The following is a 22,764-nucleotide window of genomic DNA, read 5'->3' on the forward strand; positions in this document are numbered from 1 at the left end:
TTTCTCCATTTGTAACTGTATATTTTACACGTATCTCGGATTTACCCCTATTTGATCAGATAGAGGGTTAGATTATCCATTTCTCTATACCATAATCGTGGAGTAGTTGTTATTAGTTCAAAAATTAAGCTTTCATCCATGTACTCTGTAACAAATTCTATTTGTTTCTCAGTTATAAATATAGGATGAATAGGATATTGACAAGGAGCGCCATGTACTTTGGTTGTCGTAAGATATAGCTGCCCTTTTTCGTAGGTAATCTGTAACTCTCGATTTGAGTTCTCTGTTTGATAGGTTCCAAGCAAATGATGAATCGTTGCTTCATTTAAATCTACGGATCGAATTGCCTCTGGAATCTTGATAGGAACGCCGAAAAACACTTTGGCTATATTTTTACCTATCCAAGTCACTGGAGTAAAACTAAGATTACTTAGTACAATTACTGTTAAGTTATCATCTACAAATCGAAGAATGTCACCGCAGAAGCCATTAATATCTCCATAATGACTTATACAAGTCCGCTTTTTACCACCGATCTCAATCTGTTGAATGGCCCATCCGTAACCATAATTTTGCTGATAAGGATAAAACATAGAGCAAAGAGACTCGTCTGAAATAAGTTGATTGGTATATAAAGCTTGGTCCCATCGATATAAATCCTCTACTGTAGAATATAGTCCGTAGCCTCCAAGCGGTATGGACATGTCTATAAATTCAGAATGAATCTTCTCCTTCCATATGGTATATCCAGAAGCCATATGTTTCAAAATGGTACGACCATTGTCTACACCTGAATTATTCATATGAAGGGGTTGTAAAATATATTGTTGCAGATACTCTTCATAGGATTGACCTGATAGTTGTTCAATAATCTTTGTCAAAAGTAGATAGGATGAAGAACAATACGAAAAACGCTCTCCTGGTGTAAATTCTAGTGAAAGCTCCTTAAACAACGCTATGGTTTGATCCAATGTAGATGGTAATCGCATAATACGTGTCCAATAATCTGGAAAACTAGTGAAATCAGGAATACCAGAAGTATGAGTTAATAAATGATGAATGGTAATTTGTTTACCATTGAGGAAGTCAGGAAGGTAGCGATCTATAGTATCCTGTACGGAAAGAACTCCCTGTTCTTGCAATTGCAAAATAGCAGTTGCTGTAAACCCTTTAGTGATTGAGCCGATTCGATATTTTGTTTGCGGAGTATTAGGGACATTATTTTCCACATTTGCTAAGCCATATCCCTGACATATTAAAACTTCACCCTTATAACCGACTAAAATCGATCCACTAAAATATCCATTTTGATCTAAGGCATTCAAATATTCTTCCAATTTGCCCACAATTTTCTTCATGTTTTATTAGCCTCCCCCTAAATAAATCAAATTGGCAAAAGAACCACATCAACTATTCTTTGAGAATCTCCCCGCACTCCACCCTCATTCTCCTTTCCAGACATACTGCACCATTCGCTCACCCACCAATTGCACCGTTTGAATGATCTGGCCTTGTGCTCGGCGGAAGTAGTGTCAGAGCTCGGCCATATCATTCAATATTGGATCGATGATGTGGTCGAGTTGGTCTTAGTATGCCTCCGCTATCTTGAGACACCTCTAAGTGGATATATCGCTTTTGCTTGACTTCAAAATCAAGGTGGTCGTCGTCATACAACATTTTCATCACCCTAAATTCATGATACCACTTAGATTAAGGTTTAGAAGGGAAGTGAAAGAGTTAAAAATGACATAAAAATAGTAATTATTTATATAATTTCTATTTTATTTCATTATTATTTATGATATATTCATAATATAATTAAATTTATGAAAAAGGAGACCTGAGGATGAATTTAAAACGAGTTAGTCTTTGTCTTTTGGCATTGGCTTGCGCTTTAATCATTCCATTCACAACCGCCTCTGCCAGCGAAGTGGGCCAAAAGGGTTGGGTCGTTCCCAAATCAACTGTGTCGAGTGGAAACGGGGCATCCATTTATGGGCCTGGGGAATGGGATTATGTAGGTTCTTCCACCTTCACCTATTCCAGCGCATACGCGTCTTCTGGTGGAGGGGACTTTATGGTTTGCCTCGTATCTGGCCCATCCACCACATATTATTTATATGAATACGATCCAGACAACGCAGATGAATATGTGGGATATGTATACTTAAGTGCCGGTCAATGTGGGGTTTTCCGAGGTATTGGCGGTTATGTGGATGGAGACAACAAAAAGGCTGAATTTTATGTCGAAAAGGACGTCGGTGGAACCGCAACAGTAGATTTCTGGGATTGATTAAATAAAATAAAGGGGATGAGGAGAACATTTCTTCTCTTCCCCTTTGTTCTTATCTTGAGGGTTCCTTAAGGTTAAACTCCTGAAACACGGGTCACGGCAGACCGCATAGCGCGGTCTTATTCTACCTTATATTATTGAATGATAAACTTTACACGCGTTCCGTCTAGATACGGTTCTCATTGATTTCCTACCCATGCACCAGCGCACTGTTCTTGCAATTGCAAAATGGCAGTTGCTGTAAACCCTTTAGTGATTGAGCCGATTCGATATTTTGTTTGCGGAGTATTAGGGACATTATTTTCCACATTTGCTAAGCCATATCCCTGACATATTAAAACTTCACCCTTATAACCGACTAAAATCGATCCACTAAAATATCCATTTTGATCTAAGGCATTCGAATATTCTTCCAATTGCCCCACGATTTTCTTCATGTTTTATTAGCCTCCCCCTAAATACAGAAATTTGACAAAACAGGAGTTGGAAACAAATGCCTAATAAATTAAACCAAAGTAAAGTAAGCTGGTTTTCTTAATGTATCTTTATTTTATCTCCTTTACCACTGGTTGCACGAACGCGGTATTGGGCCTGTTATACATTTTAGTTGTGTCTAAGTGCGCTTTTTGTTTGTATTACAAACTTGTTTATATATTAATCGAGATTGTCGTTTCATGATTCTTTGTGCTGATACCTAAAAGGGTAAGGAGATCATGTTCACTCTCCCCCTTTTACAAGCTTGATTTTCAAATGTTTACCGTAAACACATGTACGATAGCCACTTTATCGTCAAAACCAAAAGTGACACAGAATGCTGCCTGCGTCACTACTTAGTAGATGGAGATTCAACAGCTGTTGAGATTACTTTATATAATTGCAATCCAAGCTTCCGACTACGAGTAGCAATAGAAATCGATCTTTTTCTTCCGAAATTAGTAATAGGCAGAGCGAACAGCTGAAGATGGCCGATATTTTTAGCCATCAATTCGGGGAGAATGGTGATACCCATCCCTGCTGCTACAACCCCAAGAATAAAGTCTCCAAACGCTACCTCGCTAATAATATTAGGCTTATGGCCCAGCAACGCCATCTGTTCGAAAATATGCTTTCTTGTATCACAAGGGGCTTGGTGTACGATTAGTGGTTCATCGCAGAGCTCGGCAAACTCAACCGTTTTTCGCGAACGGAAACGATGATGTAAAGGAAACACTGCATAGTAAGACTCTGTAAACAATTCGCAACTCCACAAAGAATCCCCAACCTCTGATATATCAACGAAGACTGCATCTAGCCTACCTTCCTGTAATGATTGTATCAGTTCCCAGGAAGTATTTTGAATCATCAATGTCATTGGTCGATCCAAGAGGCGAGGTTCCTTGATCCTTGGAGGTAAATAATAAGTTGCCAGACTAGGTAGACTCCCGATGGCAATAGGGGTAGTTCGGCGAAATTGTCTTAACTCTTGACGAATCGCGGTTAATTCAGCGAGGACAGGCACAATTCGATTGTAAAAACGTTCGCCGGCTTCTGTCAGTTCAATACCGGTAGATGTTCTATGAAATAATACAATATCAAGCTCATGTTCTAGATTACGGATATGTTTACTTAATGCCGGTTGAGAAAGATTAAGTGCTTTGGCGGCTTTAGACAAACTTTGTTGCTTAGCTGCTTCAACAAAACTTTGGAACCACTCTATATTCATCTGTTTCACTCCAATTGATATAACCAATCGTTATAGCCCTCAAAAATATCAATTGTTCTGCTCGCCTTAATAGTTTGGTATTCTTTCGGGTGTAAAGGCTCGTTTCATTATAACATATCGTTTTATGTAGAAATCCTTATCAGGGTTGCTCAAATTTAGCTGTGTATCCAACCATGCTACATATGGTGCAAAAAATAAGGGGGGCTATGATGCGAAAAGTTCTTCTCCTCACGATCGGCATGTTCGCTCTTGGATTTGATGCTTATGTGGTGGCTGGTCTACTCCCCGATATCGGAGAAACATTCAAAATCAGTGCTTCTGAATCGGGACAAGTCGTTAGCGTGTTCACTCTTTGTTATGCACTGGCTGCTCCAGTTTTTGCTACATTGTTGGCTGGAAAACCCATGCGCCGGATTTTATTATTGGCACTCGCCGTATTTTCAGTAGGTAATGGAGCTAGTGCTTTAGCCCCGAGTTTCTTCTGGCTACTTATGTCTCGTGCTGTTGCAGGGATGGGAGCTGGGCTTTTTTCTCCACTGGCTGCTACAGCTGCCGCATCCCTCGTTTCCAAAGAAAAACGAGGCCGTGCTCTTGGTATGGTGCTAGGTGGCATGAGCATGGAGTCGTAGGTGTTCCTCTAGGAATGATCGTTGCTGAATATCTAGGTTGGCACGGGACTCTCTGGTTCATCACTGTGCTTGGTCTAATCGCCATGATGGGTATTGCGATCTGGTTTCCTAACTTTCCGGCTTCGGCGCCACCGTCTCTAAGTCAACGTATTGCAATGCTGACCAATAAACGGGTTGCAGCAACCATTGGAGTCACTCTTCTGACTAGCATTGCGAGCTTAGGTCTCTATACGTATATCGCATCCATCTTGCATAGCCTGGCAGACATTCATCACATTACGCCATACCTATGGGCATGGGGGATTGGTGGGGTGATCGGGAGTTTTTCCATTGGTAGCCTGATCGATCGAACGGGCAGACCAGGCTGGCTCATGGCCGGTATTCTAGCCATCATGGCTTTTGCCATGTTCAGCTTGCCCTTGGGACTCAAATTTCCTATTCTCGGCTTCCTGCCCTTTGTTCTTTGGGGAGGAATGGGCTGGGCCTCACAAGCCCCGCAACAACATGTATTACTTCACTTGCAACCTGATCATAGTGCAGCTACTGTTGCTTCAAACAGTTCCGCTAATTATTTAGGCAGTGCGATTGGTTCCGCACTTGGGGGAATGATGATGCTAGCCGGATTGGCACCTTCTCACCTTCCATATGCCGCCGGTTACCTTGTACTAGTCACCTTACTGGGACAACTGTTGGTCGTCATAAGAAAAAACAAGGAACAACAAGGATTAGATAATTAAAGAATAAAAAAAGACTATCTCGCAAAAGGAGATAGTCTTTTTCATCGTTTCCCTGCTGCGTGTCATTATTGCTTATCTCCACCATTTTTCTTGTGGTAACAGAATACAGTGTATATCAAAGTGCTTCTCTAACCAGTTTTTCATTTGTGTTTTCTTGACTAAAAACTCAGATGCCGCGTGGGAGACACCGATCAACGACATCGAAGTTTGATTAACGTACTCCATCATCTGTTGATATCTCTGCCGACCATAATCATTATCGATATGACAATGAATTTCTCCAGTGATATATGCTTGGGCTCCTTTTTCCTCTGCTTCTTTCATAGCACTTACTTTATCTCCACATCCAGCCACAATGGCAATCCGATTGATTTTACTCAAGTGTCTCCCTTCAAAATCCACATAAGGAATATCGAAGATCTGTAATGCCTTGCAAATGAGCGTCTCTGTGTTTGTCTCGGGTATTTCACAAATCAATCCACATTCTTTGAAAAATGAATCAACCACCGTTGCATGGAAGGCTTCTGCGATTGATATACTTGTTCCTACCCTTTTATTTACATCCATGGGCATATGGCAAGTATAGATGGATAATTTCTTTTCACGAATAGCGTCGATCAAGTGCTCTTTAATAGGAACGAATCCTTTTCCCCATGCGCCTCTTGGATCTCCACATTCCATAAACAGTGGATGATGCATGAACAACAGATCCCCTTCTTGAGATTGCTCTAGGAACTTGGTTAAGACATCATCGGTTGGAAACACGGCCAAAAATACATTTCTAACTTCTTCAGCTCCTTTTAACATCAAACCATTAAATTGTTGCGTGAATTTATGATGAAATACATTTCTCCAATCAAATCCAATCGGATCATAAACCATGGGAATAAATCGACTAAACGAAGGATCACTACCAAAGCGGTCTAGTTGAAACAGTTCGTCAAGCTTCTCCTCTAACATTGACAATTTTACCATTTCCCTCTCTCCCTTCTGTCCGTTTGCATGGCGCAGGACGAATAAATGATCTAACTTCTCCAATAAGAAATACTGTTTTGATATTTTATCCTAAATATTTACTGGTCGACACATGTTTGTTTTACAAACTTGTTTGGTTATTAATCATGGTTAGTTCTCATCTTTCTCTTTCAATCGAAGTGTCAACTTAAGATTCTATACTCACCTTTAGGTAAGTACCTGTAATAAAAGTGCATACTTACATTTGTATAGTCATCATCTTATACTCAAATTGAAATACCAATGAAGGAAGATCCATTGATGAAAACACTGGTTATCGTCTCTCACCCAAGCATAGAAACATCGGTCATTAATAAGCGGTGGGTAGAAGAGCTAAGCAAATATCCAGAAAAATATACGGTTCACGACTTGGCCAAAGTTTATCCTGATGGGAACATCGATGTGCATAAAGAACAAAAGTTGGTTGAATCACATGGCAATCTTATTTTGCAATTCCCAATCTATTGGTTTAATTGCCCACCTCTCCTGAAAAAATGGTTAGACGATGTTTTAACTTATGGATGGGCATATGGTTCAAATGGAGATAAATTAAAAAATCGTAAAGTTGCTTTAGGTGTGACGGCAGGAATTAAAAAAGAGGATTACAGCAAAAATGGACGATATCGGTATACGCTTGATGAAGTGTTGGTTCCATTTGAAATGACTTTCAAGTATTGCAATGCAGATTACCGCTCGTTTTTTGCGTTTTATGGCGAAGAACACAAGCCGTCTGCAAGCGAAGTATCAAAAAGCGCCCAGGATTATGTGAATTTTATCGACCAAATCTAACACGCAAAAAGGAAGTATCACCTGGTTATGGGGATACTTCTTTTCATTTAAACAACTCGCCATACCTACCGTTCTCCAGATTCGGCCTTAGGCAACCTGTTTCTTTCTCCCCACTCACACATCATATTTAACAAGGGAATCAGCGAACGGCCTCGTTCAGACAAGGAATATTCAACTCTTGGGGGGATTTGGGGAAATTCTTTGCGAATGATCAGGCCGTCTGCCTCCAACTCTTTTAACATCACACTTAACGTCTTAAAGGAAATGTTGCCAATACTCCGCTTCAGCTCATTGTGACGCATCACCTTATTCTCAGACAGCCAATATAATATAATCATTTTATATTTGCCGCCGATTAAGGACAATGTATATCCAAAGCCTGTATCTGTCGGCTCTACTCCAGTCGGAACACAGGTTTTGCGCATGATCTACACGCTCCTTCAAGTATTTCAAATCTCCCACTGCGGATTCCAGACCACTTCCCACAGATGCCCATCGGGGTCTTGAAAATAACCTGCGTACCCGCCCCAAAAGGTGTCATGCGCTGGGGTTGTAATGGTCGCACCCGCTTGTTTTGCCTGATCAATTATTTGATCCACTTCTTCTTTGCTTCCCACATTATGTCCAAGGGTAAATTCAACAGGGCTGGACGCGGTCAGTGGAACGTTTGCATCATGAGCAATATCTTTGCGTTGCCAAATGGCAAGCTTCAACCCTGATTGCAAGTCAAAAAAAGCCACTGCGCCGTGCTCATATTCTGACCCGATGATGCCTTCTGTGGAAAATCCCAACCCATCACGATAAAATGCCAATGACTTTTCCAAATCATCCACGCCTAAGGTAATTACTGTGATACGTGGCTTCAACACACATCATTCCTTTATCGATGAATTTGGTTCAAGCCCCATTATAAATCCAGTTAACTAATGTAGCGTCAAAAGTAGTGGGCTCTTCAAACATGGGGTAGTGCCCGCTTTGTTCGAAAACGACTTTCTTCACATTCGCAAACCCTTCGTCAACAGGATCCCACAACGAGACAGGACCCACTAGATAATCAAATCTACCCAGACCGACAAACACAGGCTTGTCAAATGCGGCCAACATATCAATCATATTCAGCCGCGCAAAAGCTTCCCCCCATAAATAGTCGATGATCGGCATGTTTGTGCGCACCCCTTCCCACATGGGAGCTGCGTCAATGGTGTAATCAAAAAAACTGTGGGCGCCCATGCGAATGCACATGTGAGCGAACCGTCTCTCCGGCTCTTTTTCAATATCGCCCGCTAATAATGCGAAATCTTTTTCAAACTTTCTTTTTCTATCCGGACTTGCCGTTTCATCAAAGAAAGCCATGCTTTGCGCTTGCCGTTTAGGGCTATTGGTAGGAGCTGAGTTGAGCAAAACCACCTTCTGCACATTGGCAGGATATTTTTTGGCGTATTCCAAAGCGAGAAAGGCATGCCCTGAATGGCCAAGGATGACAACGTCTTCAATCTGAAGTGTTTCTCTCATCTTCTCTATATCATCCAAAATGCGCTCCAATCTATAATCCTCCGGTTGGAGAGATTGTGAAGTCGACTTTGCAAATCCCCTGTGGTCAATAAATATGAATTTCAACGCTTGCTTTATCTTTTTTGAAAACAGCCGCGGATAATAAATCTTGCTACCGACAACCAACACCGGCATCCCTTCTCCCTCGATTTGGTATGCCAGTCCAAACCCGTCAATTGATATAACTCCTTGACGCTCCATATCAGCAGCCTCCTTTTTTGTTTCTCTTCGGTTGCATGTCTTGATACCGAGCTTGCTTACATGCTCATTCTACTACACTCACTAGTGAAAAATAAGTGATAGCGAAACGGACCCGAATTTTTTGTTATATCTGTAAAACATCCCCCATTAATCAGATTCGGCCCGCCGTTGCAAAATAACGGACGTTATTATATTATGTTTATGTATAAAACAAACAACAAGGGGTTTTGTTTATAAATGAAAGATATATCCGACTTGTTCTGGGACGCGTCCGTCGCCGAATTAAAACAAGGCTATGTGCACGATCAGGACACTGGCATCTATCGCTGCTTAATCTGCGGTCAATCTTTTGAAAAAGGCATCATTTATTCTGACGGCGATACTTTCTTTGAAGCCGAACGGTACACCCAGCATCACATCCATAATCAACACGGATCCATGTTTAACTATTTGTTGGGCTTGGACAAGAAATTGACGGGACTGACCGACCTGCAAAAGAAAATGCTGGACTATTTTTTCCAGGGCTTGACCGACAAAGAGATCGTTCAAGAACTTGGCGGCGGTAGCACCTCCACCATCCGGCACCACCGCTTCACCTTACGCGAAAAAATGAAGCAGGCCAAGGTATTCCTCGCTCTGATGGAACTAACAGAAGAACATGCCGCCAAACCAACCAAGTGGATCAATCCCCCGCGTCAAGCCAAAATGCTTGATCAGCGTTTTGATATCACTGAAGCGGAACAGCGCCAAATCTTGGAGAAATATTTCCCTGAAGGTCTAGAGGGGCCGTTGGCCGAATTTCCCAAGAAAGAAAAGCGTAAAGTGGCCATCCTCAAACATCTCATCACCAAGTTTCAAGCAAACCGCAAATACAGCGAACTGGAAGTGAACCGCATTTTGGAACGCATCTATCCAGATTACGTCACATTGCGGCGCTATCTGATTGAGTATGGTTTTATGGACAGAACGCCAGATGGTAGTCAATATTGGATTCTTTGAAGAAAAGGAGTGATAGGGATGGATAAGCAACAGCGCAAACAACTCATTCAAAACTATAAGCAAACTCATCGTCCCATGGGGATTTATCAACTCAAAAACCAAATCAACGGAAAAATGTTGATCGGCAGCAGCATGAATCTGGACGCAACCTTCAATCGGGAAACGTTTATGTTGTCGATGAACAGCCATATAAACCATGAATTGCAAGAGGATTGGAACCAATACGGAAAGGATGCTTTCACTTTTGACATACTGGAACGAATCAAACCCCGTGAAGAAATCATCACCCATCCCGATGAATTGGACAAATATCAAACTGAATTGAAAGAGATGGAAGAAAAATGGTTGCAAAAGTTGCAACCGTATGGAGACCAAGGATATAACAAATTGAAAAAAGCCAAAAATGCACGCTAGGCAGAACGCCTGCTAAGCACTTTGTGAATAATGGGAATCAGGCAAGATGGGTATGTGAAGCAAACTAGTTTACAATTAGCAGAAATGGTGAGTCACCCCTTCACCAGATATAGATGAAAAGGCACCGCTCTGGTAATCACAAGAGCGGTGCTGTTCATTAAAGAATTTAATCACAATATTTCAATATACCCTTCCGTTCCATGCACTCGAATACGTTGCCCATCTTTTATCCGCTTGGTGGCATTTTCAACACCCACAACGGCTGGCAAGCCATATTCGCGCGCGATGACGGCTCCATGAGTCATCAATCCCCCCACTTCGGTGACTAATCCTTTGATGTTTACAAACAATGGTGTCCAGCTAGGGTCGGTGTATGCTGTGATCAAGATATCTCCATCTTCCAGATCTGCCTCTTCCATCTTTAAAATGACCCGTGCCCTGCCCTCTATCACTCCGGAAGAAACCGGCAAGCCGACAATCGCACGCGCAGGAAGGTTTTCTCGTTTGTATTTACCTGCAACGATCTCACCGTCAGACGTAATAACGCGCGGGGGAGTAAGTTTTTCAAATCGTTTGTGCTCTTCTTTTCGCTTGTTGATGATCTGATCATCTAGTTTGTTTGTCGCGACAACTTCGCGAAGTTCTTCAAACGTGAGATAGAAGATATCTTCTTTTTCTCGAATGACGTTGGCTTGTACAAGCTGTTCGGCTTCCTTCATCAACGCTTGCTTGTAAACGAAAAAGCGATTGATCATACTGTATTTTGGATATTCTCGATAACCGATGAAATCCCGAATCAGTCTGATCACTTGTTTTGTTTGTTTAGCTTTATGCTCACCATCTGGCAGTTGCTTCAACCGCTCTAATAACTCTCGTTCCTTATTCAACGCTTCCTGCCGCCCTTGCTCAAATTTTCGCGCACTGGCATTGGGCGCAAAATTTTTGATGTTACTGAGAATCATCGGGATGAGTGCCGTTGGTTTTTCACTCCAACGAGGTTTGGTAATATCGATTTCCCCTGTACAGCGCATGCCGTATTTGTCAAGATAAGCAAGGATCGCCTCCTTCGCTTCCTGACCGCCGTCAAACTTCGTCAGTTCATCCAAAAAATTTTCATCTTTTGTATGTTGCAAATAATGAATCACTTCCGGATAAGGGCGAATCACATCGGCGACATCCAGTAGCGCCAACCCCATCTCCGAAGTAATGTTATTGGGTACCGATAAAGTCAGCGTATCTGCCGCGTTTTTCTCACCCAACCATTCCTGCATTTTTTTATTGATCCAAAAGGAAGCATTCATAGCAACCATAATCACATCTAAGCTTTGTGAATCAGATAACATCTTCTTTAATCGTTCGCAATCTTCCAGAATAAAATCAAACAAATCCAATCCTGATTTCGTTTGGATGTTTTGTTTTAACTCTGCTAACGATACCTCACTCTGCTTAATCAAATCACGAACAATTGTCGGATCTTTATGGAGATTTTTCTCCAAAAATCCCCAAGACATCCCTTCATTGATTTTACTGATATGTTCTACTCCTTCACCATTGGGTCGCGATTTAATAAAGCCTTCTCGCTCCACGATGGTGATGAGCGCATCTTTGATGAGCGGATCAGATTGTTCGATGGCATTTAATAACATCTCTCTGCTGTCAGGTGAAGCTAGCAAATGCGTAACATCGACAAACAACCTCCCTCCCGCTTTCTTCATGGGTTGAAACGATGTTAACTGAAATAAAGACAGGCCCAATGGTTTCATGGGGTCCGTCATCATTTGTTGATGGCCGACCGATACATAGACGCGATTTTCTTGATCATCCGCTTCTGGAATGGGGTATAAGGTCGTGATTGGCCGGCTCTGGACAATATAAAATGTGTCATCAACCAAACACCATTCGATATCTTGTGGGCAACCAAAGTAGGTCTCAATCTGTTTTCCTATGCGTGCCAGTTGTAAGATTTGTTGGTCCGTAAGGGTTTGCGATTTTTGCTGATCAGGATCGATGGGCTTCGTCTCGGTTCCACCTTCTTTTCGCCCATAAATAGCCCATTTTTTGGTTGCTATCATCTTATCGACAATGTTATCTTCTTGCACTTTATAGCAATCCGCTGTGACCAAGCCCGAGACGATGGCCTCGCCCAAGCCAAAACTGGCATCAATAGATACCACCTTTCGGTTTGAATGAATGGGATCGGCAGTGAATAAAACGCCTGAAGCCTGTGGGAACACCATCCGTTGAATAATTACAGATAGATAAACATGTCTGTGATCAAATCCGTTTTGCATGCGGTAAATCACGGCGCGATCAGTAAAGAGGGAAGCCCAACATTTACTAATGTGTTGCAATATTGCATCTTTGCCAATGATATTTAAATAGGTGTCTTGCTGACCGGCAAAAGAGGCATGTGGTAAATCTTCAGCAGTTGCACTGGAACGCACTGCATAGGCATGTTCATCGCCAAGCTGAGTGAGAACATGAGCCACATCTTTCACAACATCGGAAGGAATCTCCACTTCCATTATCACTTTTCGAATCTTCTTACATATTTCGCCAATACGTTCTCGGTCTTCTACGTTTAGCCGTGTTAGTTGATTCAACAATGCACGGAAGGCTTCGTTGTGTTTGAGAGCCTGATGATAAACTTCTGTCGTAATACAAAATCCTTCTGGCACGTGTATTCCATCCATCTTCGATAATTCCCCTAAATTCAACCCTTTGCCCCCGACGCGCAAAAGCTGCGTATGATCAATCTCCTGCAAGCTGACAACATAAGCACTCATTTCAACTCTCCCCCTCTTTTAAACACTGTTTATCGCCACTTTAAAAAAATAACCATCTCATCTTCTCTCTTTTGGCAATGCTCTATAGCGTTGATTACAATATTTATGTATAAATTCTAGAACTTAGCTCTAAGAATAAACAGCCTATATCTTATCCCATTTATACTTTATAATTGAAAGGGGAGAGACATACTCCATTTCACTCCCCTGTTCTTGTTCATGGAGAAAAGAAATGTTACATTCATCTAGTACATATCGAAAGAGCCCGGATGATGCCGATCAAAGGGCTCTTTTTTATGTGAAACGTTGTGACTTAGTAATTGATACCCGTTGCCCGCGCCTCGCACCCTGCGGCAGACGCAGGAACACTCCTCTATCACTCCCTCCTCTGCACATCGCTGTCCAAGCACGTTGGAAGTATGAACTTCCGCTTATTTGATCAAACTACTTCAGATGATTCCTCTTAACGACAAGGAGTGATTTTATGAACATCAAAGTTGTGCAAAACGAATTAAACCAACTGCGAAACCAATTTTCCAATGAAGTGAACGCATTGAAAGAGCAACTGGCCCAACTGCAACAATCTATGGATCGCCTAAGCCAAACCCAGTCATTACATCAGCCCGCATCAGTGCAAGAGCAAATGTCTCAACAAATCATGTCGCGCACAACACAACCTGATCACGAAGCCCATCAATATACCGGCAGATAACACAACTGGCCGATTGACGCGAATATTTCCTCAAGGAGGTCACCCTTGATGAAACCTGATATAGATCCTGAAATCGTCTCCGACGGAAAAAGGACACCATCCGGCTCAATCGACACACGACTGTCCTCTTCCGCCCGAGAAAACGCCCTTGCTCAAGATGAACCCAGCAAATTTGGCGAACTCGCTCCCAGGGACACCCTCGAAGATAAGCGAAACTGAATAATGGCCTTAGTGTAAACGAGCCGATGGTTTCTACGACAGCGAACCATCGGCTCGTTTAGTTATCAAGACACCTTTGCCGAATGAAATCGCCACACAACGCGCCAGCACAGCCGTATGCAAAGTGGCCTAGGCATCCCCCTAGAGGGGTGTTTTTTTCTTTTGCCCATCTTCCTGTGTAGCCACATTTTTCAAATATGCCACTGTCAATGTTCAATCAGATATTTTTTTATATTTATTTAGTTAAAATTATTATTCTTTTTTAAAAATAAATAATATAATGTGTTTATAAAAGATCCATTCACTGAAGGAGCGTGCTGCCAATGGCCAAACGGAACTTCTTTATCGCTACAACTACAGCGATCGCCTTGACGCTGTCCATCCCGATCGCATTTGCCGAACCGGGAATCAACTCTGACCAATCACAAGTAAAAACACTTGATGCCAAGTCCATAGCGGATCAGTACCTGAAGCAGAACGCCGATAAATACCAATTGCCATCAGATCTTTCTGGCCTTAAATACGTGACGACCATTGATACCCCTGCAGGCTCCTATGTTCGCTATCAACAAGAGATCCAAGGTGCACCCGTCTTCACCAAACAGGTGACTGTCACCATCGACCGCACAGGCACTCCCCTGCTCGCTGTCTCGGACTATGTCCCGTACAGTTCTATTGAACAAATGAAAAAGAAAATCTCCCATTCTGAAGCAGAAGCAAAAGCGCTCAGCTATATCGGTGGAAACGACACTAGCAAATGGACGCCGGCATCGCGCCAATTTGGCTATGTGATTGAAAACGGCAAAGCCATCCCGTCTTACCGCGTTGTCGTGAGAACAAAAACGCCTAAGGACGAATGGGATACGTACATTCACGCCGGTAGCGGGAAATTGCTCAAAAAGAAAAACCGAGTGCAACACGTCACTGGTACTGGCACCGTCTTTAACCCCAATCCGGTCGAATCCAAAGGAACGGCCTCTGGTTTGAGCGACAATCAGGACAAGGACTCTGCAGCACTGACAAGCCAGCTGAAATCGGTCATCCTACAGGGGCTGGACGGCTCGGGTTATCTCAGAGGACAGTATGTCACTATTTCGTCTAAAGCGAAAACATATTCTGCAACGAATACGTTCAACTATACTCGCGCGAATGACAGCTTTGAGGATGTCATGGCCTATTATCATATCGACAGTTTGCAACGCTACATTCAAAGTCTCGGCTTCAACAACATCAATAACCGTGCAATCAAAGTCAATGTAAACGGCACAACGGCGGACAACTCTTTCTACTCTCCGGCCACTAAATCATTAACTTTTGGAACCGGCGGTGTGGATGATGCAGAAGATGCCGGAATCATTGCGCATGAGTATGGTCATTCAATCCAAGACAATCAAGTGCCTGACTGGGGCCAATCGGCTGAAGGTGGAGCGATGGGCGAAGGGTTCGGCGATTTCCTGGGAGCCACTTATGAAGACGCCATGACTGGCAATGACTCATACGGGAAAGCTTGCATTGGTGAATGGGATGCTGTCTCATATTCCTCCACCAACCCGCCTTGCTTGCGCCGCTTAGACACAAACAAAGTGTATCCGCGCGATTGGGCTGGTGAAGTGCATGATGACGGCGAAATCTGGTCCCAAGGTGAATATGAAATGGCGAAAGCATTCGGACGGGATGTGGCCACAAAACTAATCCTACAATCCCATTGGTCCCTGACACCGAACGCAACCTTTGCCGATGGCGCCAAAGCAATTAAGCAAGCGGACGTCATGCTCTACAATGGTGCGCACGCCGCCCAAATCGATGCGATCTGGGCCGCACGAGGCATTCCCACCAACTAAAAAACCAAAAAACAGCCGGGAAACCAAAGTTTCCCGGCTGTTTTTCGTTATCACCCATTCAAATGAGATCTTTTTCTGGAATACAAGAAATAAATTGACAATCCAATGGTCAACCAGATGAGAAACGCGTACCAAGTGCTTGCAGACAGATTCGTCATCAAAAAAATGCAAACTGCCATCGACAACAGCGGAACAAAGGGGACAGCAGGTGTGCGAAACTTGCGCGGCAATTCAGGTTGCGTTTTGCGAAGAACAATTACCCCAAGTGAAATCAGGACAAAAGCAGTCAATGTCCCAATATTGATCATCTCCGCCAAACGATCCAGTGGCACGATGCCCCCGAGTAAAGCGGCAACACTACCAATGATCCACGTAGCCCGATACGGCGTTTGAAATTTTGGATGAACCTTGGAGAAAACGGAGGGCAATAGGCCGTCCCTTGACATAGCGAAAGCGATCCGGGTTTGTCCAAACAGCATGACCAACATAACGGTAAGCATTCCCACAATGGCTCCCAAATCGATAAAACCAGCAACCCAGTCCTGCCCCGCATACTGCAACGCGAGTGAAACCGGATGAGCAACCCCTTCGAACTCAGCAAAAGGAACAATCCCCGTCATGATCGCGGAAACAACGATATACAAAAGAATGCAGATAAAGAGCGAATACATAATCCCCCGCGGCAAATCTTTCGCCGGATTTTTGGTTTCCTCCGCAGCGGCAACAACAGCGTCAAACCCCAAAAATGCGGTAAACGTGATTGCGGCAGCAGAGAAAACTCCCTCCAAACCAAAAGGCATAAAATTATGCCAATTGTCAGGTTTGACATAACCGATGCCCACAATCACAAATAAGATCACGACAGCAGTTTTGATCAGCACCATGATATTATTCACACGCGCTGACTCTTTTACTCCTCTGGCTACAAAAAAAGTGATCACGATGACAACGACGAAAGCCGGCAAGTTAAACCATGTCTCAACCCCAGGCACGGCTCCGTGAGCCGCCGTCAATGCTGTTGGCAAGGAGATGCCTAAGCCTTGCAATAAACTCTGCAAATATCCCGACCATCCCGCAGAAACGAGACTGACTGCAAGAAGATATTCCAGAATCAAATCCCATCCGATAATCCAAGCGATCAATTCTCCCAATGTCGCATAAGCAAATGTATACACAGAACCCGAGACGGGCACCAAGGTAGCAAACTCAGCATAGCACAGGGCTGTTAAAGCACATGCCAAACCCGAAATGAGGAATGAAATCATGATTCCTGGACCGGCCGTCACCGCCCCTGTGCCCGTAAGCACAAAAATCCCCGTGCCGATGATGGCTCCCAACCCCAGCAATGTCAGATCCCATGTACCCAAGGTTCTTTTTAATGCTGTGCCTGTCTGGGCTTGTTGCATCATGGCAGAAATACTTTTCTTTCTAAACAAATCCATAAACCAACCTCCTACACCAGCAAAAACATCACAATTGTAAGTCAATTTCACAAAAAACCTTAACTATTTCATCCTTTGATCATAAAGGTATTATCTTCGTAAAACTTGATACAATATGTATGAAATAAGATGAATATTTTTGGATAAAAAGATCAAATCAAGCCACATTACAAAATTCATCCATCACAGAGCAATAAAAAAAGACGCCAGGCGTCTTCTACACTACTCCTTGCGGGAGTGGTTCGTATACAGAAGATTTAGATGGTCGAGGCTGTGTCAACGAAATGCTGACGAACAGAAATCCCTGCGAACATTTAAGTTGCTCGCAGGGCTGAAAGCTTGTGTTCCGTTCCAGTGCACCAGAGATCGTCCTTTATCCCGGCAAGATAAATCCATTCTCCTGCAATGATGTTTTGGTCAATCGCAGATAATCTAGGGATTTTTGCAGGTCTTGTTCGATTTCCACTGTCTTTTGACTTCCATTTAAAAGATTGATCACTGCAATTTTTTCAGGGAAAGATAACATTCCCCGATGGCAAAAGACAGAAATGATATGCTTAAATGCGTCCAAAACATACGGATTGTCTGAAACAACATATTTTTTTATGTTCAGCGAATTAGGGGTCCAATGAACCACATGCAAGTTCAATTGCAAACTCAGATCCAACTCTTTGATGAACGCATGCAACTCTTCAAATAAAAACACAGGCGGGTCCGCACGATGATCGTTGAGCAAATATTGCATCAAATGATCAGTCGTTTTCAACAACACTTCATGGTAATGATACTCCGATTCAAACAATTTGGCGTCAACTCTCCAATATCGGCCAATCAATTCAAGAATGCGGATGCCCGAACGCCTTTCAACGGGCAAGCGGTAATAGGCCTGAATCACTTGGTTTACTTTGTTTTGAACAGCCCGCATCCATTCGGGAGGCATCACATTGCCGCATCTGTCACAACAGAGCCAACCATACATCATATCTTCATCAGACAACACGTTCCCATCTCTCATACCCATTTCTTTCACCTCATTATTTGCCGGGCAGCCGCAGGAAGTTGACTACACTGGAGACACCTTTACCTTCCTCACCGCGACTGGTTATCGTTGCCATCATTATACCATCATTGATAACGATTATCAATGTCAATTTAACCCTCACCATCAACAAAGCATCATCGATTCCTGAAAAAAAAAGAGCGGATGATCTCCGCTCTTTTTCATATCACAAATGTCTTGAAGGCAGTGTAGCCTAATTCCTTTTCTGGTTATCAAAAATAAAATACCAGTAGAGCGCAATTTCGTTAGCAACTTCCTTTATCCCACGATAAACATATTGATCAAAACCACCCAAGACAAACCCATAGCGTTCATAGAATTTACAAGCACGCACATTATTATTTTGAGTTTCCAGCATCATCCCCATCATTCCTTGATCAACTGCCCACTCCTTGATCTTATTCATCAGTTGCCGGCCGAGCCCGTACCCCCTATATCTTTTGTCAACTTGTATATCTTCCACATAGGCCGTCTGATTCCAATTTCGCTTGGCAGCAACAAAGCCAACAATGTGGTTGCCTGCAAGGGCCACATACATGGTGCGATCCAGATGGCTGACATAATCGGCCCAATCCATCAGATCATCCATCTCTCCATATTGTTTTTCATATGCCGGAATCTTGATTACTGAGTAGTTGATTGAACTGTCCGTTATGTGCAAGCGCAATACCGAGTCAACTAAAAATCGGCCGTCAATAGCTACAGGCCGGTGCAGATCTTCGTTTGTTAACTTCTTCATCTCGATGTGCATGCCGGAAGAACAGACGCTAAACATTTCGTTGCGTCTGTTCCCACACCTCCTTATTACAATCACTCTAAAATAGTGAATTCATACCCTATGATTCGTCCAAGCTCTTCTCTATCAACATGCATATGAATATATGGAAAGTTAATAGAAATAATCACTTTCAAATCCGCCTGTAAAGGAGGGGATTTTGATGACTAGACGCGTTAAAAAGTGGGTTTGGAAAAACACAAACTGGAATTCAAACTGGAACAAAAATATTAACAAGAACACCATTAATATCAAAATTGGTGCCAAGAAAAAGAAAAGAAAAAAAAGACGTCGCTAAGACTATTAAATAGAGCTGTAAGCCAAACACCCTACTAAATGTAGGGTGTTTGGCATTTCTTAACCAATACAATAACCTCTCTCACTGGAATTACAACAGTCATTATAAACCAATCCGGCTCATTTTTATAGAATTTTTATAATATATTTTATTATTCACACTCTACGAGGGAGTGAAATGCTTCCCAGTATTCAAGGGCAATAACTGATCAAAAAACTAAAAATAAAAAAAGGGAACGACACCTTAAACAATGGCCGCAGGTGAAGCTTCCAAATACTCTGCTTTCTCTAAGCCCCAGAAGAAATTCTTGAGGGAGATTGCTATTCATAACCAGCTGGCATATAATTATAATAATTATCTAATGATAATCATTATAAAAAAAGGAGGGCGAACATCATTAAATCCCATGATTATCATCATCTCAATCACGTCAAACAACAGCCGACTTCTAAAACCGCCTTATGGATCACCCTGTGTTTGACATTGTTTTTCACCATTGTAGAAATCGTCGGCGGATTGCTGTCAAACTCTCTCGCTCTCTTGTCGGATTCGGCGCATATGATTTCGGATGTGATCGCTTTGGGATTAAGTTTGACCGCTGTCTACCTGGCTGCACGCAAACCAGATCACAAATACACTTTTGGCTTCCTTCGCTTTGAAATCATCGCTTCTTTCTTGAATGGATTGGCGCTCGCCGCCATATCGGTCGGCATTTTCATCGAGGGCATCCTTCGCATGATTCGGCCACAAGCAATCAACCTGCGGCTGATGTTGGGGGTCGCTATCGTAGGCTTACTGGTGAATTTGGTGTTGACAGTCGTATTGATGCGCCAATCCAAGAAAGAAGAAAATTTGAATATTAAAAGTGCCTTATGGCATTTTTTCGGCGACTTGCTCAGCTCAGTCGGCATCATTGTTTCCTCTCTGCTTATCATCACAACTGGATACACCCTGTTTGATCCGTTGGTCAGCATGATGATCGGTGGCATCATCTTCTATGGCGGAGCAAAAATTATTCGAGAATCTTATCTTATCCTGATGGAGTCAGTTCCCACCACATTCGACCTTGAGGCCATTCGCAACGACATCCAGTCGGCACCGGGGGTGGTTGATGTCCACGAAATGCACTTATGGGCGATATCCACTGACCACTACTCGCTGTCAGCGCATGTGTTTGTTCACGAAGATGCGGATCCCCTGCGTACCATTCAGACCATCAATCATCTCCTCAGGGAGACGTACGGCATCGAACATTCGACGATTCAAGCGGAACATCCCGCCATCCATGATCATGGCGAATATGGGAAACAATTTTTGGCCTCACACTGATCGGGAGAATAATCAACACCCAGACTAATAACGGTCTGGGTGTTTTAATGAACGCCTGCATGATGGAAAGGAAACCTCTGGCGGATAATTGGGGGTCAAGCGTTTCATTAGCAATATGCATAAAATTACAGATCCCGCAACCCGTCATTTGACAATGATCTCAACTTCTTCACACCCGTCAAATATCATTATGAAAACAAATGAACGTGATGACCTTATCTTCATTAAAATGGCATGATTATGTGGTGCAAACAGGTAAATATTCACACCATGATGCAAATTGCCATATTTAAATGTTATAATAAATTTGATATTGACAATACAATGAACTATGCCATTTTCCCAACACGAAACATGAAACAATGACGAAAGGTGTGAATTTATGAAGAAACTCTCACTGACAACCAAGATATTAATCGGTATTATTCTCGGTCTTATCGTCGGTGTCATCCTGAACTTATTTTTGCCCGAACTATTCAAAACATTGAACAATTATTTGTTTGACCCGATCAGCGTCTTGTTTATCAAAGCGATTAAAATGGTTGTAGTCCCCTTGGTTTTCTTCTCCTTGGTAGCTGGGGCTGCAGGCATTGCCGACCCCAAGAAATTGGGGCGGATCGGCATAAAGACCATCGTCCTTTATATTCTCACTACCGCGATTGCAATTACCTTCGCCTTGATATTGGCCAACTTCATCGAACCCGGTGTGGGTACCAGCATTGAGAAGCCGGTTGAAAAGCCGAAAATTGAAGCGGCTCCAAGCATGAAAGACACTCTGTTGAACATCATCCCTGAAAACCCGGTGTCGGCGATGGCTAATGCGGAAATGTTGCAAATCATTTTCTTCGCGTTGCTGTTTGGCATTGGCATGGCCATGTTGGGAAACAAAGTAGCGCAAGTACGGCAGTTTATCGATCAAGGCAATGAGATCATGCTGAAATTGGTAACCATCATCATGGCTTGTGCACCGTATGCCGCTTTCGCGTTAATGGCACGGGCGGTCGGGCAAGCTGGTATTGATTTGATCGGCTCGATGGCGTGGTACATGATCACCCTGATCCTGGCTTTGCTCGTTCACATGGCGCTCACCTACAGTGCGTTGCTAAGCTTGTTTGCCAAATACAACCCGATACAGTTCTTTAAGAAAATGGGTCGGGCGATGGAGGTGGCTTTCACCACCAGCAGCAGTGCAGCCACGTTGCCAGTCACCATGGAAGTGGCTGAGAAAGACTTCAACGTTCCCAAGTCAATCAGTAGCTTCGTTTTGCCACTGGGAGCCACTATCAATATGGATGGTACCGCTATCATGCAAGGGGTGGCTGCGCTGTTCATCGCGCAACTGTATGGCATCCCGTTGGGATTGGAAGAGCAATTGGTCATCATCCTGACAGCCACATTGGCTTCCATCGGCACAGCTGCCGTTCCCGGAGCCGGTTTGATCATGCTGACCATGGTGTTGCAATCGGTCGGCCTGCCGGTGGAAGGCATCGCGATCGTGTTGGGGGTAGACCGCTTGCTCGATATGAGCCGGACGGCAACCAACATCACCGGGGATATGTGCGTAGCAGTCGTTGTCGCCAAAGGAGAAAAAGACAAAGAAGAAAAAGCGGCATAACCATCTACAGAAAAAAGCCTCCTTTCGTAAGCGGAAAGGAGGCTCCTTGTTTTGTTCCGCACACAGGTGTCAACCTACGTCATCCATTCCACGCGTTGCAACACCCGGTGCTTCATCAGTGCCAAAATAAAATCTACATAATAATCTTGGCGCACAATCACCCGATATTCATGATTGGGGTATGCGTAAAACAGCACATCTGTATGCACATCATTATCCTCAAACAGCTCTTGCACCCGCTTGATCGCTTCCACAAGCGCTCCATCCAAGCAATGGATGTCAAATTCAACATCATTTCCATTTGCTTTTTCCTGCATGTTTAATTTCTGCTTGTCATATTCGTATCGAAGCATGAGCT

Annotated in this window: 24 protein-coding genes; 12 read left to right on the forward strand and 12 right to left on the reverse strand. The window is 43.2% G+C overall.

The genetic code is table 11. The features are described 5' to 3' along the window. Positions 1-47 precede the first annotated feature (47 nt). Positions 48-1,358: a serine hydrolase domain-containing protein gene (locus CLV36_RS06490; protein WP_106342084.1), complete on the reverse strand. Its 1,311-nt coding sequence runs from the start codon at positions 1,356-1,358 to the stop codon at positions 48-50. A 488-nt stretch (positions 1,359-1,846) separates the two neighbouring features. On the opposite strand from CLV36_RS06490, the gene CLV36_RS06495 reads away from it, so the two are divergent. Continuing rightward, the gene (locus CLV36_RS06495) at positions 1,847-2,293 is read left to right on the forward strand and encodes a hypothetical protein (protein WP_102992505.1); all 447 of its coding nucleotides are present in this window, start codon (positions 1,847-1,849) and stop codon (positions 2,291-2,293) included. Positions 2,294-2,472: 179 nt separating this feature from the next. On the opposite strand, the gene CLV36_RS06500 is transcribed toward CLV36_RS06495, so the two are convergent. Both CLV36_RS06500 and CLV36_RS06505 read right to left on the reverse strand, forming a co-directional pair. Further along, entirely contained in the window at positions 2,473-2,730 is a 258-nt protein-coding gene (locus CLV36_RS06500) for a serine hydrolase (protein WP_102992506.1), read from the reverse strand. 389 nt (positions 2,731-3,119) lie between these two features. Beyond that, positions 3,120-3,995, reverse strand: a complete 876-nt coding sequence (locus tag CLV36_RS06505; protein WP_106342085.1) for a LysR family transcriptional regulator — start codon at positions 3,993-3,995, stop codon at positions 3,120-3,122. Between the two features lie 209 nt (positions 3,996-4,204). On the opposite strand from CLV36_RS06505, the gene CLV36_RS17815 reads away from it, so the two are divergent. Together CLV36_RS17815 and CLV36_RS17820 are read left to right on the forward strand one after the other, a co-directional pair. Further along, positions 4,205-4,624 (forward strand): MFS transporter, encoded by a 420-nt coding sequence (locus CLV36_RS17815; RefSeq protein WP_262983024.1) that lies wholly within the window; start codon positions 4,205-4,207, stop codon positions 4,622-4,624. Positions 4,625-4,638: 14 nt separating this feature from the next. Continuing rightward, the gene (locus tag CLV36_RS17820; RefSeq protein WP_281257239.1) at positions 4,639-5,361 is read left to right on the forward strand and encodes an MFS transporter; all 723 of its coding nucleotides are present in this window, start codon (positions 4,639-4,641) and stop codon (positions 5,359-5,361) included. Between the two features lie 72 nt (positions 5,362-5,433). Here CLV36_RS17820 and CLV36_RS06515 read toward each other — a convergent pair whose 3' ends face one another. After that, the gene (locus tag CLV36_RS06515; protein WP_106342086.1) at positions 5,434-6,336 is read right to left on the reverse strand and encodes a Nif3-like dinuclear metal center hexameric protein; all 903 of its coding nucleotides are present in this window, start codon (positions 6,334-6,336) and stop codon (positions 5,434-5,436) included. A 300-nt stretch (positions 6,337-6,636) separates the two neighbouring features. On the opposite strand from CLV36_RS06515, the gene CLV36_RS06520 reads away from it, so the two are divergent. After that, complete coding sequence (locus CLV36_RS06520) at positions 6,637-7,164, forward strand: NAD(P)H-dependent oxidoreductase (protein WP_106342087.1); 528 nt, start codon at positions 6,637-6,639, stop codon at positions 7,162-7,164. A 65-nt stretch (positions 7,165-7,229) separates the two neighbouring features. On the opposite strand, the gene CLV36_RS06525 is transcribed toward CLV36_RS06520, so the two are convergent. From CLV36_RS06525 to CLV36_RS06535, 3 genes are read right to left on the reverse strand one after another with little or no spacing between them, the layout of a single operon-like run. Further along, complete coding sequence (locus CLV36_RS06525) at positions 7,230-7,589, reverse strand: winged helix-turn-helix transcriptional regulator (RefSeq protein WP_106342088.1); 360 nt, start codon at positions 7,587-7,589, stop codon at positions 7,230-7,232. A 24-nt stretch (positions 7,590-7,613) separates the two neighbouring features. Continuing rightward, positions 7,614-8,030 carry a VOC family protein gene (locus CLV36_RS06530; RefSeq protein ID WP_106342214.1) on the reverse strand — a complete coding sequence of 139 codons (417 nt, stop codon included), beginning with the start codon at positions 8,028-8,030 and terminating at the stop codon, positions 7,614-7,616. 31 nt (positions 8,031-8,061) lie between these two features. Then, entirely contained in the window at positions 8,062-8,916 is an 855-nt protein-coding gene (locus CLV36_RS06535) for an alpha/beta fold hydrolase (protein WP_106342089.1), read from the reverse strand. 237 nt (positions 8,917-9,153) lie between these two features. Between CLV36_RS06535 and CLV36_RS06540 the strand changes: the two genes are divergently transcribed. Continuing rightward, positions 9,154-9,915, forward strand: coding sequence for a DUF2087 domain-containing protein (locus tag CLV36_RS06540; RefSeq protein WP_102992511.1), 762 nt, complete (start codon positions 9,154-9,156; stop codon positions 9,913-9,915). A gap of 18 nt (positions 9,916-9,933) precedes the next feature. Then, positions 9,934-10,329 carry a GIY-YIG nuclease family protein gene (locus CLV36_RS06545; protein ID WP_106342090.1) on the forward strand — a complete coding sequence of 132 codons (396 nt, stop codon included), beginning with the start codon at positions 9,934-9,936 and terminating at the stop codon, positions 10,327-10,329. Between the two features lie 170 nt (positions 10,330-10,499). On the opposite strand, the gene ppsA is transcribed toward CLV36_RS06545, so the two are convergent. Next, on the reverse strand, positions 10,500-13,115 hold the full coding sequence (gene ppsA, locus CLV36_RS06550; protein WP_106342091.1) for a phosphoenolpyruvate synthase: 2,616 nt from the start codon (positions 13,113-13,115) through the stop codon (positions 10,500-10,502). A gap of 484 nt (positions 13,116-13,599) precedes the next feature. On the opposite strand from ppsA, the gene CLV36_RS06555 reads away from it, so the two are divergent. The 3 genes from CLV36_RS06555 to CLV36_RS06560 all read left to right on the forward strand — a co-directional run bounded on the left by CLV36_RS06555 (position 13,600) and on the right by CLV36_RS06560 (position 15,887). Further along, positions 13,600-13,827 carry a hypothetical protein gene (locus tag CLV36_RS06555; RefSeq protein WP_106342092.1) on the forward strand — a complete coding sequence of 76 codons (228 nt, stop codon included), beginning with the start codon at positions 13,600-13,602 and terminating at the stop codon, positions 13,825-13,827. A 45-nt stretch (positions 13,828-13,872) separates the two neighbouring features. Beyond that, the gene (locus CLV36_RS17205) at positions 13,873-14,046 is read left to right on the forward strand and encodes a hypothetical protein (RefSeq protein WP_181352853.1); all 174 of its coding nucleotides are present in this window, start codon (positions 13,873-13,875) and stop codon (positions 14,044-14,046) included. 323 nt (positions 14,047-14,369) lie between these two features. Further along, positions 14,370-15,887 carry a M36 family metallopeptidase gene (locus CLV36_RS06560; RefSeq protein ID WP_106342093.1) on the forward strand — a complete coding sequence of 506 codons (1,518 nt, stop codon included), beginning with the start codon at positions 14,370-14,372 and terminating at the stop codon, positions 15,885-15,887. Positions 15,888-15,937: 50 nt separating this feature from the next. On the opposite strand, the gene bcaP is transcribed toward CLV36_RS06560, so the two are convergent. From bcaP to CLV36_RS06575, 3 genes are all read right to left on the reverse strand, one after another. Next, positions 15,938-17,329: a branched-chain amino acid transporter BcaP gene (bcaP, locus tag CLV36_RS06565; RefSeq protein WP_106342094.1), complete on the reverse strand. Its 1,392-nt coding sequence runs from the start codon at positions 17,327-17,329 to the stop codon at positions 15,938-15,940. 373 nt (positions 17,330-17,702) lie between these two features. After that, positions 17,703-18,350: a hypothetical protein gene (locus tag CLV36_RS06570; RefSeq protein WP_106342095.1), complete on the reverse strand. Its 648-nt coding sequence runs from the start codon at positions 18,348-18,350 to the stop codon at positions 17,703-17,705. A 232-nt stretch (positions 18,351-18,582) separates the two neighbouring features. Further along, on the reverse strand, positions 18,583-19,128 hold the full coding sequence (locus CLV36_RS06575) for a GNAT family N-acetyltransferase (RefSeq protein ID WP_245888307.1): 546 nt from the start codon (positions 19,126-19,128) through the stop codon (positions 18,583-18,585). A 199-nt stretch (positions 19,129-19,327) separates the two neighbouring features. On the opposite strand from CLV36_RS06575, the gene CLV36_RS17825 reads away from it, so the two are divergent. The 3 genes from CLV36_RS17825 (at position 19,328) to CLV36_RS06585 (ending at position 22,406) form a co-directional block, all read left to right on the forward strand. After that, the gene (locus CLV36_RS17825; protein WP_262983026.1) at positions 19,328-19,462 is read left to right on the forward strand and encodes a hypothetical protein; all 135 of its coding nucleotides are present in this window, start codon (positions 19,328-19,330) and stop codon (positions 19,460-19,462) included. Positions 19,463-19,858: 396 nt separating this feature from the next. Beyond that, complete coding sequence (locus CLV36_RS06580; RefSeq protein WP_106342096.1) at positions 19,859-20,791, forward strand: cation diffusion facilitator family transporter; 933 nt, start codon at positions 19,859-19,861, stop codon at positions 20,789-20,791. 382 nt (positions 20,792-21,173) lie between these two features. After that, positions 21,174-22,406: a dicarboxylate/amino acid:cation symporter gene (locus CLV36_RS06585; RefSeq protein WP_106342097.1), complete on the forward strand. Its 1,233-nt coding sequence runs from the start codon at positions 21,174-21,176 to the stop codon at positions 22,404-22,406. A gap of 74 nt (positions 22,407-22,480) precedes the next feature. On the opposite strand, the gene CLV36_RS06590 is transcribed toward CLV36_RS06585, so the two are convergent. After that, complete coding sequence (locus CLV36_RS06590) at positions 22,481-22,759, reverse strand: hypothetical protein (protein ID WP_106342098.1); 279 nt, start codon at positions 22,757-22,759, stop codon at positions 22,481-22,483. Positions 22,760-22,764 lie beyond the last annotated feature (5 nt).

The organism is Laceyella sediminis (assembly GCF_003003125.1).
GTDB lineage: Bacteria > Bacillota > Bacilli > Thermoactinomycetales > Thermoactinomycetaceae > Laceyella > Laceyella tengchongensis.

Excerpts from the sequence above, each read along its gene's own strand:
- CLV36_RS06490 (WP_106342084.1), bottom strand. The coding sequence starts at position 1,358 with ATGAAGAAAATTGTGGGCAAATTGGAAGAATATTTGAATGCCTTAGAT.
- CLV36_RS06495 (WP_102992505.1), top strand. The coding sequence starts at position 1,847 with ATGAATTTAAAACGAGTTAGTCTTTGTCTTTTGGCATTGGCTTGCGCT.
- CLV36_RS06500 (WP_102992506.1), bottom strand. The coding sequence starts at position 2,730 with ATGAAGAAAATCGTGGGGCAATTGGAAGAATATTCGAATGCCTTAGAT.
- CLV36_RS06505 (WP_106342085.1), bottom strand. The coding sequence starts at position 3,995 with ATGAATATAGAGTGGTTCCAAAGTTTTGTTGAAGCAGCTAAGCAACAA.
- CLV36_RS17815 (WP_262983024.1), top strand. The coding sequence starts at position 4,205 with ATGCGAAAAGTTCTTCTCCTCACGATCGGCATGTTCGCTCTTGGATTT.
- CLV36_RS17820 (WP_281257239.1), top strand. The coding sequence starts at position 4,639 with ATGATCGTTGCTGAATATCTAGGTTGGCACGGGACTCTCTGGTTCATC.
- CLV36_RS06515 (WP_106342086.1), bottom strand. The coding sequence starts at position 6,336 with ATGGTAAAATTGTCAATGTTAGAGGAGAAGCTTGACGAACTGTTTCAA.
- CLV36_RS06520 (WP_106342087.1), top strand. The coding sequence starts at position 6,637 with ATGAAAACACTGGTTATCGTCTCTCACCCAAGCATAGAAACATCGGTC.
- CLV36_RS06525 (WP_106342088.1), bottom strand. The coding sequence starts at position 7,589 with ATGCGCAAAACCTGTGTTCCGACTGGAGTAGAGCCGACAGATACAGGC.
- CLV36_RS06535 (WP_106342089.1), bottom strand. The coding sequence starts at position 8,916 with ATGGAGCGTCAAGGAGTTATATCAATTGACGGGTTTGGACTGGCATAC.
- CLV36_RS06540 (WP_102992511.1), top strand. The coding sequence starts at position 9,154 with ATGAAAGATATATCCGACTTGTTCTGGGACGCGTCCGTCGCCGAATTA.
- CLV36_RS06545 (WP_106342090.1), top strand. The coding sequence starts at position 9,934 with ATGGATAAGCAACAGCGCAAACAACTCATTCAAAACTATAAGCAAACT.
- ppsA (WP_106342091.1), bottom strand. The coding sequence starts at position 13,115 with ATGAGTGCTTATGTTGTCAGCTTGCAGGAGATTGATCATACGCAGCTT.
- CLV36_RS06555 (WP_106342092.1), top strand. The coding sequence starts at position 13,600 with ATGAACATCAAAGTTGTGCAAAACGAATTAAACCAACTGCGAAACCAA.
- CLV36_RS06560 (WP_106342093.1), top strand. The coding sequence starts at position 14,370 with ATGGCCAAACGGAACTTCTTTATCGCTACAACTACAGCGATCGCCTTG.
- bcaP (WP_106342094.1), bottom strand. The coding sequence starts at position 17,329 with ATGGATTTGTTTAGAAAGAAAAGTATTTCTGCCATGATGCAACAAGCC.
- CLV36_RS06570 (WP_106342095.1), bottom strand. The coding sequence starts at position 18,350 with ATGGGTATGAGAGATGGGAACGTGTTGTCTGATGAAGATATGATGTAT.
- CLV36_RS06575 (WP_245888307.1), bottom strand. The coding sequence starts at position 19,128 with ATGAAGAAGTTAACAAACGAAGATCTGCACCGGCCTGTAGCTATTGAC.
- CLV36_RS17825 (WP_262983026.1), top strand. The coding sequence starts at position 19,328 with ATGACTAGACGCGTTAAAAAGTGGGTTTGGAAAAACACAAACTGGAAT.
- CLV36_RS06585 (WP_106342097.1), top strand. The coding sequence starts at position 21,174 with ATGAAGAAACTCTCACTGACAACCAAGATATTAATCGGTATTATTCTC.
- CLV36_RS06590 (WP_106342098.1), bottom strand. The coding sequence starts at position 22,759 with ATGCTTCGATACGAATATGACAAGCAGAAATTAAACATGCAGGAAAAA.